The sequence below is a fragment of the Stenotrophomonas maltophilia genome (genome assembly GCF_001274595.1).
In the GTDB taxonomy this organism is placed as follows: domain Bacteria; phylum Pseudomonadota; class Gammaproteobacteria; order Xanthomonadales; family Xanthomonadaceae; genus Stenotrophomonas; species Stenotrophomonas forensis.
In genome coordinates this window covers 1,831,985-1,845,726 of the sequence record NZ_CP011010.1, presented here as the reverse complement: position 1 = coordinate 1,845,726, position 13,742 = coordinate 1,831,985, and the positions used below count along the sequence as shown (strand labels likewise).

Here is a 13,742-nt window from a genome sequence, read left to right as displayed (position 1 = left end):
TCCCCCTGCCCTGCGCTTCCCCCCTGTGGCGCATGGCTGACAGCCCGGAACAGACGGGCACCTCTCTAACCGCCCTGGAGCACAACATGACCAGCACCACCCCGGCCAATGGCCGCATCCAGCTGTTCGACGTCGACAGCTCGCAGATCCACAGCATCGGCCACGACGCCGCCACCAACACCCTCGCCATCTGCTTCAAGCGCGGCAGCGGCGATGCGCGCGGCCCGGGCTCGGTCTACCACTACGCCAACTTCAGCGCCGAGGAGTTCCAGGCGTTCAAGGACGCCGAGTCCATCGGCAAGCACTTCGGCGAGTACATCAAGAAATTCCCGGAGAAGTACCCGTACCACAAGGTCGCCGAGCAGCAGCAGGCCGCCTGACGCGAAACCGGGGGCTACAGCGGCAGCGCCGCCTCACACCTCGCCAGACAGCGTAACCGGCCGCCTGGAAGCCCTGGCAACACCGTCGGGCGTGAAAGCACAGAAGGGAATCGATGTCGGCATGCGGGCATCGAGACAACACGGCGGTGAGAGCCCCGCGCCGGAGACGTAACCGGCACCCCTATTCCTTCATCGCCGGCCACGCCGGCCGGAGATCCATAGACATGAACGTTCCCGCCGCCCAGCAACAGCCGCAGACCGCGCTTGCCGCACAGCCGCGCCAGCAGTTCGACCTCAGCCCGCAGACCTTCGAACAGGCGATCCAGTTCTGCGACTACCTCGCCGAAAGCGACCTGGTCCCGAAGGACTTCAAGGGCAAGCCGGCCAACTGCCTGATCGCCATCCAGTGGGGCGCCGAGCTCGGCCTGAAGCCGCTGCAGGCATTGCAGAACCTGGCCATCATCAACGGCCGGCCCGCACTGTGGGGCGACGCAGTCATCGCCTTGGTGCGCAGCTCCCCGCTGTGTGAGTACATCACCGAGGCAGACGACGGCGGCACCGCCGTGTGTCGCGTGAAGCGCCGCGGCGAGTCCGAGGAGGTGCGCACCTTCAGTATGGACGACGCCAAGGTGGCCGGCCTGCTGGGCAAGAGCGGCCCGTGGACGCAGTACCCGAAGCGCATGCGCCAGATGCGCGCCCGCGCATTCGCCCTTCGCGACGTGTTCCCCGATGTCCTGCGCGGCATGCCCATCGCCGAGGAAATCATGGACATTCCGCAGGCAGGTGCTGCCAGCGGCGAGTCGGCACGCGCCGCCATTGATGGCCAGGCTGACAAGCAGCTGCCGCTGTACTCCGAAGCCGACTTCGTCGCGAATCTGCCGAAGTGGTGGGACATCATCGCCAGCGGCAGGAAGTCGGCTGATGACCTCATCGCCACGCTGCAGACGAAGGCCCGCTTCACAGCCGACCAGCTGAAGGAGATCCGCAACCCGCCCAAGGACGAGGCCGAGGGCGAAGGCGAGCCGCAGAGCGGCGCTGCCGCCGCTGCCGGTGGCGTCACCCAGACTGCGGTGGAGGACTGAGCATGCGCACCGTGAACCTGATCCAGGGCACCCCGGAATGGCATGCGCACCGCGCGCAGCACCTCAACGCCAGCGACGCGCCGGCGATGCTCGGTGCCTCCACGAACCACTCCCGCACCGATCTGATCCGGGAGCTGGCTGCAGGCGTGCCCCGCGAGTTCAGCGACTTCGTGCAGGAGCGCGTCATCGACCCGGGCCATGAGTTCGAGGCGCAGGCCCGTGCTATTGCCGAGGAGCTGATTGGCCAGGAGCTGTACCCGGTCACCGGCGTCTCCGGCAAGTACTCGGCCAGCTTCGACGGCCTGACGCTGCTGGAGGACATCGCGTGGGAGCACAAGCGCCTGAACCAGACGCTGCGCGATGCCATGTTCGACGGCTGCACCGGCACCGACCTGCCTCTGATGTACCAGATCCAGATGGAGCACCAGTCGATGGTCTCCGAGAGCGAGCGCGTGTTCTTCATGGCATCGGAGTGGCGGCAGGCTTCCGGCGGCTGGGAACTGGTCGAGGAGCGGCACTGCTGGTACACGCCGAATCCGGCGCTGCGTGCGCGCATCGTCGCAGGCTGGGCGCAGCTGGAGGCCGACGTTGCGGCTTTCGAGCCGGGCCCGGCCAGCGAGCCTGTGCCGGTCGGCCGCGCTCCAGAGACCCTGCCGGCGCTGAGCATCCAGGTCACCGGCATGGTCACCGCCTCCAACCTGGCCGAATTCAAGGAAAACGCGCTGGCGGTGCTGGGCTCGATCAACCGGGAACTGCAGTCCGATGAGGACTTCGCCAATGCCGAGAAGACGGTCACCTGGTGCAAGGGCGTCGAGGAGCGGATCGAGGCAACGAAGCAGCAGGTGCTGGGCCAGACGGCGGACATCGATGCGGTATTCCGCACGATGGACGATGTGGCCGCCGAGACGCGCAAGATCCGGCTGGAACTGGACAAGCTGGTGGCGAAGCGAAAAGAGGAACGCCGTACCGAGATCGGCAACAACGCTCGGCGCGCGGTGATGGACCACATCCAGGGAATCAACGAAACGCTGGGCGCGCATGCCGTGCCGATGCCGGCCACACTGGTCGCAGATCTGCAGGCTGCCATCAAGGGCAAGCGTTCCTTCACCAGCATGCAGGATGCGGTCGACGCGGTTGCTACCAATGCCAAGATCACCGCCAGCCAGACGGCCGACCGCATCCGCGCCAACATCGCCATCCTGGCTGAGCATCCGGACTACGCCACCCTGTTCGCCGACCGCGTGCAGCTGTGCGCCAGCAAGGCGCCGGACGATCTGCGCAACCTGGTTGCTGCCCGGATCTCCGAACATCGGCAGGCGGAGCAGGAACGCGTGGACGCCGAGCGCGAGAAGATCCGCAAGGAGGAGGAGGCTCGCGCGCAGAAGGCGGCAGCTGAGCAGGCCACCCAGGCGGCGCAGACGCCAGCGGTCGAGCAGCAGCCCGAGCCAGTGGCAGCGGCACCGGTGCGCACCGCGCCGACGGCAGTGGCCAGCGCACCGGCACCGGCCGCCGCACCGCGCGAGGTGGTCAAGATCAAGCTCGGCGACATCAACGCTCGCATCGCCCCGCTGTCGATCAGCGCCGATGGGCTGGCCATGTTGGGGTTCAAGCCGATCAACGCCACCGGCTCGGCGAAGCTGTACGACCAGGCGCAGTTCCCGGCCATGTGCCGGGCCATGATCGACGACCTGCAGGACGCTGCCAACAGCTACCCGCTGGCCGCCTGATGGAACTCTGGCGCACCAGCGAACTGCGGGTTCTGCGCCAGATGGAGGGCCGCGACGCGATGACCGTCGCGGCTGCCCTCGGGCGCTCGCCCCGCGCGGTCCAGGACATGGCCCGCTGCCAAGGGATGCCGGTACCGCGCCAGCCTCACGGACGGTACTGGCCGGTCACCACCAAACGCCGCGCCCGGCAGCTCCGGGCAAACGGCAACACCGTCAACCAGATCAGCGCCGCGCTGGGCGTCCCGTTCGGGACTGTGCGCCGCTGGGTCTACGAAGGAGCAGCAGCATGACCAGCATCCACGTGAAGCCCGTCTTCAGCGGCGCCACCGATCGCGAGAAGGAGCAGGACCGGCAGAAGCTGGCCAGCGACTTCGCTCGCTTCGAGGCGGCCGGCGGCAAGGTCCAGGTCCTGGGCACCACCGGCATCGACAAGAGCAAGATCAGCCGCCGGCAGGTGGTCGAGGGTGGCCACGGTCGCCGCGCAGGGAAGAAGGGAGCGCAGGCATGAGCCGCCACATCGCCCGCCGCGCGCCGAAGGAAACCGTAGGTTTCGCCTGGGGCCGGTTCCCGACCACGGACGGCAGCGCCGTCACCTGGCGCCTGTATCGCCGCGACCACCGCCGTGCGCTGCACATGCACGTGTTGACGTTCTTCGCGCACGACGATCGCGCTGTGATCGCCGCCCACCTGCACCGCGCGCGCCGCTACCTGCGCGACAAGGTGGACGACATCGACCTGGTGGCGCTGGGGGTGGCGGCGTGACCTGCTCAGGAAACGTACCAAGCCGAGCTGATCAAGGCCTTCCTGCAGGATTTGCGCGCGCGCATAACCGCTGTAAGCGCTTCATGCAGGGCGAAATTCTGCTCGCTGAAGTACTCCTGCCAAGAACTGCCATCACCGGGATGCTCTACCGACTGAGCACCTTGAACAACCGCCTTGGTGAAATGAATTGCGCGCGCGAAGTCAGACGTCAATGTCAGATCTACGGCAGCCCAGCGCGTGAGGTCAATGTCAGTACTGATAAAGCTTTCGAGCGTCCTCCCGAGATTTGCGTACTGACGCCGGTGGTAAGCCTCCTCCATCAGAGAGGCCTCTGCCTCAACGCCGCTTTCGCCGCCTTGGCCGATCGGGTAGTCGGCTGCCATGCGCCTGATGTTTCGTTCGGCGGCAGCGATCTCCTCATCCACAGACGCTGCGAAAAGCGCGTTGATGCGACGGCGAACGAAACGTCGCTGAATTGCTGGAGCCAGCACAGCAGCGAAGACCGCTGTAACGGTCCCGATCGCGGACCACGCCTCCCAGTTCACCACGCACGTCTCCCCAAGCAACCAGCACTCGCTCAGCCCATCAAAAATCGACATAGCTTCCCCCTATCCCTGTTGAGACGAATTCTGCCATGACCCACATCCATCCGAACGACCGGGTCTACGCACTGGAGCGTGCTCTAGCTGCCGCCGTTGCCCAGGGCGAGGACCGCAAGGTGCAGGACGACCTGCGCGAGATCCTGTCCGAAGCCCGCCGCGAGGCCCGGGGTGAGCGGCCTGGTACTGGTGCCGGCGCCGGAGGATCCGGGCATTCCCGCCCGGATGCGGCAACCGACGAAGGACGCCTATCGCCAGTGGCTGACCCAGGCCAACGAGCGCATCGAGCAGCTGCAGGCCGAAGTGGCTGAACTGCGCGCCGGCGGCAGCACCAGCACCACGCGGCCGGGCTTGGTTACCGACCTGGTCACCGCTGCAACTGCCCTCGGGCACCACGAAACGCTGCGCAGCAGCAGCGACGAAACCATCGACTACTGGCGCGTTCGCGTTGAGCAGCTGCGCGCCGAACTGACAGGAGCATCCCGTGACTGATACCGCACCCATCAAGATCTTTGCCGTCACCGAGTCCGAATGGTGGATGGGCACTGACCTCGCTTCCGTGGTCAAGGCCGCCCAGGAGGAATATGGGCTGGACGATGAAGGCGTGGCGGATGCCGTCGAATTGGTCGATGCCGACCTCGACTCGCTGAACTTCTCCGACAGCGATGAAGACGGCCGGCCGACCGGCCAGAAGCGCTCCTTCCGTGAGCAGCTCGCCATCGAGGTCGCCGCCGGCGGCTCGTTCCCGCGCCTGCTCGCCATGGAGGACTTCTGATGGCTGACGGCTCCCGCGTCCCCGAGATCCGCGTCGCGAGAAAGGTCCGCCCGATGCTGGTGGCCGACCTGTTCTGCGGCGCCGGCGGCCTGTCCAACGGCACCGCGCGCGCCATGCGCCAGCTGGGCCTGCCGGTCCAGATGATCGGCGTGAATCACTGGCCGGTCGCCATCGAGACCAACCGCCGCAACCACAAGGAGCACGCCGACCGCATCCACTGCGCGGACCTGGAATCGGCGCTGCCGCTGACCATCGTCCCCGAGGGCAGGTTGGACCTCCTCACCGCTGCCCCGTCCTGCGTCTTCCACAGCCGCGCGCGCGGCGGCCGGCCGGTGCACGACCAGCAGCGCATGGACCCGTGGCACGTCGTCCGCTGGTGCACAGAGCTGCGCGTCGCCCGCGTGCTGGTGGAGAACGTGCCGGAGTTCATGGACTGGGGCCCGTGCAGCCTGGTCACTGGTCGGCCGATCAAATCGCGCCGCGGCGAGTACTTCCGCGCGTGGGTTGCCGCGCTGGAGGCCGTGGGCTTCAAGGTGGATTGGAAGGTCGTCTGCTGCGCCGACTTCGGCGACGCCACGACCCGCCGACGGTTCTTCCTGATCGGCCGCAGCGACGGAAAACGGTTGTCCTGGCCCGAGCCCACTCACGACCGTGTGGGCGGTACCGACCTGCTGGGCAGCCGGCCACGCTGGCGCGGTGCGCGCGAGGTCATCGACTGGACGATGACCGGCAAGAGCATCTTCACCCGCACGAAGCCGTTGAAGCCAAACACCCTGCGGCGGATCCTCGCCGGTGCAGTGAAGTACAGCTGGCCCCGGCCCTACATCGATGCCGTGCAGGCCCTGCTCGACGGCCACGCTCCGCGACTGGTTTTCAGCCGCGCCGAAGCTGTGGCCCTGGGCCTAGTCAGCGCGGCCCCGATGCTGGTCCACCTGCGCGGCACCAGCGAGCAGCACCTGCAGGCCACGGCGAAGTCCGCCGACGAGCCGCTGCCGACGCTGACAGCCGGCGGCAGCCACGTTGGGCTGGTGCTGGCCACCAGCAGCGGTGGCGCAGCGCGCGACCTGGACCAGCCGCTGCCCACCATCACCACCGGCGGTGCAGGCGCCGAGCGCCCCGGCTGCGCACGGCCGCAGCTGGTCGAGCCGATCATCGTGCCCACGTCGAACAGCAGCAGCGCCGGCGTGCCGCGCTCTGCCGCAGAGCCGTTGCGGACGGTGACCACCGCCAAGGGCGGCGACCAGGCACTGGCTGTGCCGCTGGTGGCGCAGTACTACGGCGCCACGGTTACCGCTCAGTCAGTGGCGGAGCCGGTGCCGTCGGTCACCACCAAGGCACGCTTCGGCCTGGCCGAGCCGGTGGTGATGCGCGGCAATGTGGGCGCTGGCCGAACCGGCGATATGCGCCCGGCCAGCGAGCCCATGCCCACCATCACGTGCTCCGAATCCCTGGCGCTGGCCGAGCCGTTCACGATGCCGGTGACCCACCACGGTGGAGATCGGGTGCGCGGTATGGATGAGCCCCTGCCGACGATCACCGGCGCCAACCGGGGCGAGTTGGGCCTGGCCGCAGCTGCAGCAGACGTCGCGGATGAGATCAGCATCGACATCAACTACCGGATGCTGCATTGGCGCGAGCTGTCTAGGGCCACGTCGTTTGACGACGAGGGCGAGGTGTACGACTTCGCCGGTAACGCCACCGAGATCACCAAGCAGCTCGGTAACGCAGTGCCCAACCGCACCGCGAAAGCCCTGGGAATGGCGCTGATGAGGGACGCAGCATGAGCGCTCGCCGCCACCAGGTAATGCACGTGCGTCGGAAGATCACCGGCCGCCCGCTGGTCATCGCCAAGGACGCACGCACCGTGCGGGAGCTGCTGCGCCGCCACCTCCGCGAAGAAGGGATGCGGCTGATGGACCTGGCCCCTGCATGGGGCCGCAGCTCACACACCGTCTATTCCCTGTTCGCGGTGAACCGTCCACTGGCGCCCGAGCACCTGGAGGCATCGATACAGGCGCTCGGTCTGGACGAATTCGATGCCAACGAACTCCGCCTGCAGGGAGCCCGCGAGGCCGGCTGGCAGATCGACCCCACCTTCCTTCTGGAGAAACGAGCATGAGCACCGACAACAAGACCCTGGCGGACGTGCAGCCCGGTGGAAGGGTGAGTCTGTACCAGGAACGATCGACGCACGTTGTCTATCGCGGATCTTGCGGCAATCTGCCTTGCTACTGCTGGGCCACCGAAGACCACGTCGTCGGTGACGAAGTGGCGAGATACGAAGCCCAGCCCTCCCTGGGTGGTCAGGGGGCGTTGCCGCGCTACCGTTGCGCAGGGTACGACTGTAGCGATGAGGGAAGCGAGGAAAATACCGGCGGTCCGCTCATGGTGGCGGACCCCAGCGGCGAATGGGTGCGCGCATCGGACGCCCTCGCCGCCCGCCAGCCAGTTCGCATCTATGGCTGCTGCGCCCAGCCGGAAGGTGAACTGCACACTGCCGAATGCCCGAACATGCGGCACCTCGCCGCCCGCCAGCCGGTGACCATGGACGATGCGCTTGCAGCAGGTGACGGCACGCTGCACGGAGCAATTGACCACTGGCAGGAACGTGCATTGCGCGCCGAGGCTGAATTGGCCGCCCGCCAGCCGGTGGGCATCAGCGCCGAATGGGTGCTGGGATACCTCACCACCGACGCCCCCGAGGATTCCCGCGAAGCTATCCGCAACGCGTTTACCGAGTACGCAGCGCTCTCAGGTGTCCGCCAGCCGGTGGGGGAGCCTGAGATTTGGGTCAGTCCCGGGCAACTGGAAGAACACAAGCGCAGGCCGGCGGGACAAGGCAGCAACTACTTGCCCACACGCCTCGCGTGCGAGGGCAATTTCACCCAGCCGCTCTACACCGCCCCGCCCGCGCAGCAGCCCGCACAGGTTTATCTCGATGGCTTGGATCGCGCACTCGGCGAGGCCATTGACCAGCGCGACCGCTACCACGAAGTAGCCGACGACCTGGCCGGCCACATCGCAGCCATCACTGGCGTGGATATCGGCGAACACAGCAGCGCCAACTGCCCGTGGCAGAACGCAATCGAGGCAGCCGAGGAGTACAAGCCCGCGCAGGCCGTGGACCTGGGGCAGTTGCAGCGGTTCGCCCCGCACCCTGAAAACCGCGCCTTCGGTTGGATGGAGGGAATGCGTGAGGAAGCCTCGGGAGACTGGCTGCACATTGACGACGTTCGCGCCCTGATCGACAGCCAGGCGGAGGTGCAATCGTGAGGATCGGTAAGCGCGAACGCGCAGTGCTGGAATGGATCGCGGACGGCGAGCCCCGCGTCCTTCATCGTGTCCCGGAGTGGGCCTGTGCTGGCTTCTTTTATGAAAGCCAGTTCCAGCGCCACTGCGAACGAATGGAAGCCAAGGGCCTACTGCGCTTCGAAAAGCGCCAGTTCATCCGTATCACCGAACTTGGCCTTTCGGAGCTGGACAAGATCGAGCAGCGAGAAGCGGCCCCAATCGACAGCCAGGCGGTGGCCAATGGCTGAGCCGACCTCATCCCTTAAGGCCCAGCTCCGCGATGTGCCGCTCCACAGCCACTATCGCCAACTGCATAGCGTCGCCCTTGTTACGGATCACGCCTTCAATGCGCAGCTCCACGGCGACGCCATCTACCTCAGCCGAGTACAGAAAAACGTCGTCGATGCGGCTGGTGACGGTCAGCAGGAATCTATGGCCCTGTATCACCCCTCGCATCGTTCGGCGGTAGCCACCGGTCTTCATTGGCAATGCGGGGTTGTGGGCGTTCGACAATTTACCTGTGTCGTTCAGGACATGAAAGAGCCAGTTTTGGCGTCACCAGAATCTCGCAGCCCGGTTGGCTCTGCATTCTGTCGGATCGAGCGTTCGGGCTACAGCACGCGCCGCGGCGATCCCGCCCGCCATGGCCTCCTCCCGGGTGGCGAAGTCAGCGCCTGCGTGTACCTGCTCCAAGAACACGTCCTCCCCCGACGCGTATACCAGGCCCATGGACTTCCACAGATTCGGCACACAGCTGTCCTGACCAGCTACCGCCACAAGCCTAAACCCACCCTCGCGCTCGTCCACACAGTTCCCCTCCCTGAGTCCAGGCGCCGACAGTACTCCCCCGATGGAGCGTGGGCGTGAAGGCCGATCTGCTGCAGGTCACCGACGCCCCCGGTTTCCGCGAGGTGGGCCACCTGCTGGCCAGCCTGTCGGGGGTAGACCTCGGCAAGGCCAGCAAGGCCACCGTGCGTGCCTGGGAGGCCCGTGGCCTAGCCATGATTGAACTGTCCCGAGGGGACCGGGCCGAAGCCGAACGCATCATGGCCCCCGTATCGAAACGCCGCCGCCGCGGCACCAATCTGGCCGCCGCCGGCGTGCCGAAGGAGGAAGCATGAACGAGAGCACCGCAGTCACCCCCAGCCGCCTCCTGCGTCGAGCCGAGGTTCTGGCCCGCGTCGGCATGGCCAAGTCGACCCTGTATTTGCGCATTTCCGCTGGGAAGTTCCCGAAACCGGTCCACCTGGGCAGCTCCGTTCGCTGGGTCGAATCGGAGATCGATTCCTGGATTCAGGACCAGATGGAGCAGCGCGACCAGGCGGGCGAAACCGGGGGTATGGATGGGGGTATCGCCGACGCTGCATAGGCACCGAACCACGCACCACAAAGGCCTGCGGCCCAACTACGGTAGAGCCCACCTCCACCATCTGTATGGCCTGTCGAGGCCACAAGAAGCCGGAACTTCCATCAACGGGGTTCCGGCTTTTTTGTGCCTGTTTTTCGTGCAGGCAGCGTGCCGCGTGACCACCCGGCCCGCGCTACAGCCAACGCCGTACGCGTTGGCGGAACAGCGCATACGCTTCGGGAAAACGAGCCGACAGCACCCGCTCTTCCGGCACGATCTGCAACCGGGTGATGTACAGCACGAACAGCGGCACGGCCAGCCACGCGACCGGGTTCTGCAGGTACAGCACGGCACCAGTCAGAACGATCGCCTGACCGAGATACATCGGATTGCGTGTGTAGCGGTATACCCCGTGCGTGACCAGCGCGCTCGAGGCCGACGGGCGCAGCGGATTGACCGTGGTGCGCGCACAGCGGAAGGCCAGCTTCGGCAGCAGGTTCAGCGTCACACCGAGCGTCAGCAGAGCACCTGCAAGCAGCGCCGGCATCGGCAATGGCAACACCAGGTCCGCTGCCAGGCGGCTGGCCAGGTAGCCGATGCCACCGCACAGCAGCATCACCAGCGGTGGTGGAATCCGTGTCTCAAGCCAACGCATCGCCGTCCTTGTGTGCCTCCATTCACCCCAGTGTCACATGCGAATGCCTGAATCGCTTGCATGGCGGTGGTTTCAAGGCACAAACCGACCGCCCGGTATCTTCCGCTTTGACAGGCCGGACGCTAGAGTGGCGCCACCGCGCAGGAGGATCGTATGGCTACCACGGGCTTGGGCTTCATCGGCCGCACGACCCTCATCATCACCGTGCTGCTCACCTTGGGCGGCTGCGCGACGTTGCGCCAGTTCGGGCCGTCGGTACAGGTCGCCTCGGTCACGCCGGGGCAGTACATCGCGCTCAAGCGCGGCGACATCCTCACCTCCGGCAAGCTCAGCGCGGCAACCACCGAGACCCTGCGCGTGGCCGGCCTCGACGAGGGCGTCTGTGCCAAGCCCGGCCTGCCCTGCATCGAGGCGATGGAAGGCAGCATCGTGGTACGCGAGGAAGACAAGCGTTCGAGCCTGGCCGAACTGTGGCTACAGTACGCAATGACCCTGCCCGCCCCGAAGCGCGAGTACTCCGCGTCGGGCCGCGCCAAGACCGCGATCACCGAACTGGACGCCGACTTCCAGCCGCGCCTGGACGCGTGGATGCAGGTCGCACGCCAGGCCTATGCCTATCTGTTCTTCACCGAACGCACCGCCAACCAGCGCGGCTTCGAAGACCGCCAGACGCAGGTGCGCGACTACTACAACCTGGCCGTGCAGGAAGCCTCGGTGCAGCTGTACAACGCCTACGCGACCGGCCGCGTGCACAGTGAGGCCAGTCATTTCCAGCTGGGCCGCTGGACCTTCGTGCTGGCGCCTTCCACCGAGGCGTCGCCGCTGGACACGCGCACGCCGACCGAGCTGGTGCCGGCCGCTTCGCTGTCATTCACCGGCACGCTGCGCAGCGTGCATCGCCGCGATGGCTTCGGTGCGGAACTGGTGGCGGTGATGGATGATCCGGCAGGCACCACCGCCACCACGGCACCCGCCACGCACGCCGCCACCGCGACCACGCAGAGCTGGAGCGAGATGCCTTCGCCGTCGATGACGGTGCTGCTGCGCTTCTCCGGAAAGAATCTATGGGAAGTGCTGCACGACGACGAGCCGGAACTGGAGATCCACGACCCCTACCAGGTCACCGAAGTCACCCTGCACGGGCAGGAGGTACCGCTGGCGGCGAACTTCACCGCCGGCTACGCGCTGTGGCTGGCGAGATCCAACTTCAGCCACCAGTCGCTGCGCTCGCTGTTCGGCGGCAAGGGCGGCATCGACACGCCGCACCTGTACATGATGCAACCCTACGATCCGAACCGGCGCGTGCTGCTGATGATCCATGGCCTGGCCAGCAGCCCGGAAGCCTGGGTCAACGTTGCCAACGAGCTGATGCGCGACGACGAGATCCGCCAGGATTTCCAGATCTGGCAGTTCTACTACCCGACCAACATGCCCATCGCGATGAGCCACGATGCGATGCGCCACACGCTGGCCGATGTGTTCAGGCACTTCGACCCCAGCGGAAAGGCGCAGGCCTCGCATGACATGGTGCTGGTCGGGCACAGCATGGGCGGGGTGATCGCGCGGCTGATGGTCTCGTCGTCCGGCGACCACCTGGTCGATACCCTGCTGGCCACTGCGCAGATGACACCGGCGCAGCGCGAACTGCTGCGCACCCGCGGGGCGCCGGTACTGACCTTCCTGCCGGAGCCGGAAGTATCACGGGTGGTGTTCATCGCCACGCCGCACCGTGGCACCGACGTCGCCGGCACCCGTCTGGGCCGCTGGATCGGTCGCCTGGTGCGGCTGCCGCTGACCGTGCTGGAGGATGTCGCCACCATCGCCAACGATGGCCAGGTCGACCGCAACGATGGCAAGCACGGCTACCAGATGAACAGCATCCAGAATCTGGACAAGGACGACGCGTTCGTCCGCGCCGTGGCTGACCTGCCGATGGCGCCCAAGGTGCAGTACCACTCGATCATCGCCCGCGCCAAGGCCGACGGGCCGTTGGAAAAGACCGATGACGGGCTGGTGCCGTATTGGAGCTCGCACCTGCCCAACGCCGTGTCGGAGAAGGTGATCGTGTCCGGGCACAGCGTGCAGGAAGCCACGCCCGCGATCATCGAGCTGCGGCGGATCCTGCACGAGGACATGCAGCAGCACGGGGCAGCAGCCAGATAGCCTCGGGCGATTGAGGGAAATCCCTCATCGCGCGTGCGCATCCACGCTTCTATGCTGGCCTTACGTTCCCCGCAGGAGGTCCGCATGAACACGCAAGAGCCCAGTCGCCAGCCCAGCCCCGATCCGGCCGAGCGCGATGCCTTCTTCCCCTCGCCGTACTCGCTGTCGCAGTTCACGTCGCCGAAGAGCAACCTGTCCGGTGCCGACTATCCGGACGCACGCCGCGATGGTCGCTGGAAGGTGCTGATGATCGCCGCCGACGAGCGCTACCTGCCTACCGCCAACGGCCATCTGTTCTCCACCGGCAACCATCCGGTGGAAACCCTGCTGCCGATGTATCACCTGGACCAGGCAGGTTTCGACATCGACGTGGCCACGCTGTCGGGCAACGCCACCAAGTTCGAGTGGTGGGCCTTCCCGCGCGAGGACAAGCAGATCGGCGGGTTGTACGAACGCTATGAAGAACGCTTCCGCCAGCCGCTGGCGCTGGACGATGTCGTGGCCGCACTGGGAGCAGGATCGGACTATGCGGCAGTGTTCATTCCCGGCGGCCATGGCGCGCTGATCGGGCTGCCGCAGAGCCGCGCGGTGAAGGCGGTGCTGCATTGGGCGATGGCCGAGCAACGCCACATCATCACCCTCTGCCACGGCCCTGCGGCATTGCTGGCCGCAGGCGTCGACGAAGCCGATGGCGGCTCGCTGTTCCGCGGCTACCGCATCTGCGCCTTCCCCGATGCAATGGACCGGCAGACACCGGAGATCGGCTACATGCCGGGCCAGCTGCAGTGGTTCTTCGGTGAGCGGCTGGCGCAGCAGGGTGTGCAGATCGTCAACGAGGGCATCGATGGCAGCGTGCTGCAGGATCGCCTGCTGCTGACCGGCGACAGCCCGCTGGCGGGCAATGCGCTCGGCAAGCTGGCTGCACGCACCCTGCTCGACGCACTGGCCGGGCGCTGATCC

The 13,742-nt window shown here is 66.6% G+C and carries 19 protein-coding genes; 16 read left to right on the top strand and 3 right to left on the bottom strand.

The window, feature by feature from the left end:
• The first annotated feature begins 86 nt into the window (after positions 1 to 86).
• From VN11_RS08605 to VN11_RS08580, 6 genes are all read left to right on the top strand, one after another.
• Positions 87 to 380, top strand: coding sequence for a KTSC domain-containing protein (locus VN11_RS08605; protein ID WP_053449432.1), 294 nt, complete (start codon positions 87 to 89; stop codon positions 378 to 380).
• 224 nt (positions 381 to 604) lie between these two features.
• Positions 605 to 1,462, top strand: coding sequence for a hypothetical protein (locus VN11_RS08600; RefSeq protein ID WP_053449431.1), 858 nt, complete (start codon positions 605 to 607; stop codon positions 1,460 to 1,462).
• 2 nt (positions 1,463 to 1,464) lie between these two features.
• The gene (locus VN11_RS08595) at positions 1,465 to 3,189 is read left to right on the top strand and encodes a YqaJ viral recombinase family protein (protein WP_053449430.1); all 1,725 of its coding nucleotides are present in this window, start codon (positions 1,465 to 1,467) and stop codon (positions 3,187 to 3,189) included.
• On the top strand, positions 3,189 to 3,479 hold the full coding sequence (locus tag VN11_RS08590; protein WP_053449429.1) for a hypothetical protein: 291 nt from the start codon (positions 3,189 to 3,191) through the stop codon (positions 3,477 to 3,479). The genes VN11_RS08595 and VN11_RS08590 overlap by 1 nt, the downstream gene beginning before the upstream one ends.
• Positions 3,476 to 3,697 carry a hypothetical protein gene (locus VN11_RS08585; protein ID WP_053449428.1) on the top strand — a complete coding sequence of 74 codons (222 nt, stop codon included), beginning with the start codon at positions 3,476 to 3,478 and terminating at the stop codon, positions 3,695 to 3,697. Before VN11_RS08590 ends, VN11_RS08585 begins: the two co-directional genes overlap by 4 nt.
• The gene (locus VN11_RS08580) at positions 3,694 to 3,951 is read left to right on the top strand and encodes a hypothetical protein (protein ID WP_053449427.1); all 258 of its coding nucleotides are present in this window, start codon (positions 3,694 to 3,696) and stop codon (positions 3,949 to 3,951) included. The genes VN11_RS08585 and VN11_RS08580 overlap by 4 nt, the downstream gene beginning before the upstream one ends.
• A 5-nt stretch (positions 3,952 to 3,956) precedes the next feature.
• On the opposite strand, the gene VN11_RS08575 is transcribed toward VN11_RS08580, so the two are convergent.
• Positions 3,957 to 4,550 carry a hypothetical protein gene (locus VN11_RS08575; protein WP_053449426.1) on the bottom strand — a complete coding sequence of 198 codons (594 nt, stop codon included), beginning with the start codon at positions 4,548 to 4,550 and terminating at the stop codon, positions 3,957 to 3,959.
• A gap of 171 nt (positions 4,551 to 4,721) precedes the next feature.
• On the opposite strand from VN11_RS08575, the gene VN11_RS08570 reads away from it, so the two are divergent.
• The 6 genes from VN11_RS08570 to VN11_RS22215 are packed head-to-tail and all read left to right on the top strand — an operon-like array spanning position 4,722 to position 8,864.
• Complete coding sequence (locus VN11_RS08570; protein WP_148564953.1) at positions 4,722 to 5,042, top strand: DUF2076 domain-containing protein; 321 nt, start codon at positions 4,722 to 4,724, stop codon at positions 5,040 to 5,042.
• Positions 5,035 to 5,325 (top strand): hypothetical protein, encoded by a 291-nt coding sequence (locus VN11_RS08565; RefSeq protein ID WP_053449424.1) that lies wholly within the window; start codon positions 5,035 to 5,037, stop codon positions 5,323 to 5,325. Before VN11_RS08570 ends, VN11_RS08565 begins: the two co-directional genes overlap by 8 nt.
• Positions 5,325 to 7,109 carry a DNA cytosine methyltransferase gene (locus tag VN11_RS08560; RefSeq protein WP_053449423.1) on the top strand — a complete coding sequence of 595 codons (1,785 nt, stop codon included), beginning with the start codon at positions 5,325 to 5,327 and terminating at the stop codon, positions 7,107 to 7,109. Before VN11_RS08565 ends, VN11_RS08560 begins: the two co-directional genes overlap by 1 nt.
• Positions 7,106 to 7,444, top strand: coding sequence for a hypothetical protein (locus tag VN11_RS22695; RefSeq protein ID WP_229766891.1), 339 nt, complete (start codon positions 7,106 to 7,108; stop codon positions 7,442 to 7,444). The genes VN11_RS08560 and VN11_RS22695 overlap by 4 nt, the downstream gene beginning before the upstream one ends.
• Complete coding sequence (locus VN11_RS08550) at positions 7,441 to 8,598, top strand: hypothetical protein (protein WP_148564952.1); 1,158 nt, start codon at positions 7,441 to 7,443, stop codon at positions 8,596 to 8,598. The genes VN11_RS22695 and VN11_RS08550 overlap by 4 nt, the downstream gene beginning before the upstream one ends.
• Positions 8,595 to 8,864: a hypothetical protein gene (locus VN11_RS22215; RefSeq protein ID WP_148564951.1), complete on the top strand. Its 270-nt coding sequence runs from the start codon at positions 8,595 to 8,597 to the stop codon at positions 8,862 to 8,864. The genes VN11_RS08550 and VN11_RS22215 overlap by 4 nt, the downstream gene beginning before the upstream one ends.
• A 7-nt stretch (positions 8,865 to 8,871) precedes the next feature.
• Here VN11_RS22215 and VN11_RS08545 read toward each other — a convergent pair whose 3' ends face one another.
• On the bottom strand, positions 8,872 to 9,099 hold the full coding sequence (locus VN11_RS08545) for a hypothetical protein (RefSeq protein ID WP_053449421.1): 228 nt from the start codon (positions 9,097 to 9,099) through the stop codon (positions 8,872 to 8,874).
• Positions 9,100 to 9,479: 380 nt separating this feature from the next.
• On the opposite strand from VN11_RS08545, the gene VN11_RS08540 reads away from it, so the two are divergent.
• Both VN11_RS08540 and VN11_RS08535 read left to right on the top strand, forming a co-directional pair.
• Positions 9,480 to 9,737 (top strand): hypothetical protein, encoded by a 258-nt coding sequence (locus VN11_RS08540; RefSeq protein ID WP_053449420.1) that lies wholly within the window; start codon positions 9,480 to 9,482, stop codon positions 9,735 to 9,737.
• The gene (locus tag VN11_RS08535; RefSeq protein ID WP_053449419.1) at positions 9,734 to 9,985 is read left to right on the top strand and encodes a helix-turn-helix transcriptional regulator; all 252 of its coding nucleotides are present in this window, start codon (positions 9,734 to 9,736) and stop codon (positions 9,983 to 9,985) included. The genes VN11_RS08540 and VN11_RS08535 overlap by 4 nt, the downstream gene beginning before the upstream one ends.
• Positions 9,986 to 10,157: 172 nt before the next feature.
• Here the strand turns inward: VN11_RS08535 and VN11_RS08530 are convergent, their stop codons facing one another.
• Positions 10,158 to 10,619: a methyltransferase family protein gene (locus VN11_RS08530; protein WP_053449418.1), complete on the bottom strand. Its 462-nt coding sequence runs from the start codon at positions 10,617 to 10,619 to the stop codon at positions 10,158 to 10,160.
• A gap of 153 nt (positions 10,620 to 10,772) precedes the next feature.
• Between VN11_RS08530 and VN11_RS08525 the strand changes: the two genes are divergently transcribed.
• Positions 10,773 to 12,782, top strand: coding sequence for an esterase/lipase family protein (locus VN11_RS08525; RefSeq protein ID WP_053449417.1), 2,010 nt, complete (start codon positions 10,773 to 10,775; stop codon positions 12,780 to 12,782).
• 84 nt (positions 12,783 to 12,866) lie between these two features.
• Complete coding sequence (gene hchA, locus VN11_RS08520; protein WP_053449416.1) at positions 12,867 to 13,739, top strand: glyoxalase III HchA; 873 nt, start codon at positions 12,867 to 12,869, stop codon at positions 13,737 to 13,739.
• Positions 13,740 to 13,742 lie beyond the last annotated feature (3 nt).

What these genes read in the sequence shown, in the direction of transcription:
- VN11_RS08605 (WP_053449432.1), top strand. Translation starts at nt 87, where the DNA reads ATGACCAGCACCACCCCGGCCAATGGCCGCATCCAGCTGTTCGACGTC.
- VN11_RS08600 (WP_053449431.1), top strand. Translation starts at nt 605, where the DNA reads ATGAACGTTCCCGCCGCCCAGCAACAGCCGCAGACCGCGCTTGCCGCA.
- VN11_RS08595 (WP_053449430.1), top strand. Translation starts at nt 1,465, where the DNA reads ATGCGCACCGTGAACCTGATCCAGGGCACCCCGGAATGGCATGCGCAC.
- VN11_RS08590 (WP_053449429.1), top strand. Translation starts at nt 3,189, where the DNA reads ATGGAACTCTGGCGCACCAGCGAACTGCGGGTTCTGCGCCAGATGGAG.
- VN11_RS08585 (WP_053449428.1), top strand. Translation starts at nt 3,476, where the DNA reads ATGACCAGCATCCACGTGAAGCCCGTCTTCAGCGGCGCCACCGATCGC.
- VN11_RS08580 (WP_053449427.1), top strand. Translation starts at nt 3,694, where the DNA reads ATGAGCCGCCACATCGCCCGCCGCGCGCCGAAGGAAACCGTAGGTTTC.
- VN11_RS08575 (WP_053449426.1), bottom strand. Translation starts at nt 4,550, where the DNA reads ATGTCGATTTTTGATGGGCTGAGCGAGTGCTGGTTGCTTGGGGAGACG.
- VN11_RS08560 (WP_053449423.1), top strand. Translation starts at nt 5,325, where the DNA reads ATGGCTGACGGCTCCCGCGTCCCCGAGATCCGCGTCGCGAGAAAGGTC.
- VN11_RS22695 (WP_229766891.1), top strand. Translation starts at nt 7,106, where the DNA reads ATGAGCGCTCGCCGCCACCAGGTAATGCACGTGCGTCGGAAGATCACC.
- VN11_RS08550 (WP_148564952.1), top strand. Translation starts at nt 7,441, where the DNA reads ATGAGCACCGACAACAAGACCCTGGCGGACGTGCAGCCCGGTGGAAGG.
- VN11_RS08545 (WP_053449421.1), bottom strand. Translation starts at nt 9,099, where the DNA reads ATGAAGACCGGTGGCTACCGCCGAACGATGCGAGGGGTGATACAGGGC.
- VN11_RS08535 (WP_053449419.1), top strand. Translation starts at nt 9,734, where the DNA reads ATGAACGAGAGCACCGCAGTCACCCCCAGCCGCCTCCTGCGTCGAGCC.
- VN11_RS08530 (WP_053449418.1), bottom strand. Translation starts at nt 10,619, where the DNA reads ATGCGTTGGCTTGAGACACGGATTCCACCACCGCTGGTGATGCTGCTG.
- VN11_RS08525 (WP_053449417.1), top strand. Translation starts at nt 10,773, where the DNA reads ATGGCTACCACGGGCTTGGGCTTCATCGGCCGCACGACCCTCATCATC.
- hchA (WP_053449416.1), top strand. Translation starts at nt 12,867, where the DNA reads ATGAACACGCAAGAGCCCAGTCGCCAGCCCAGCCCCGATCCGGCCGAG.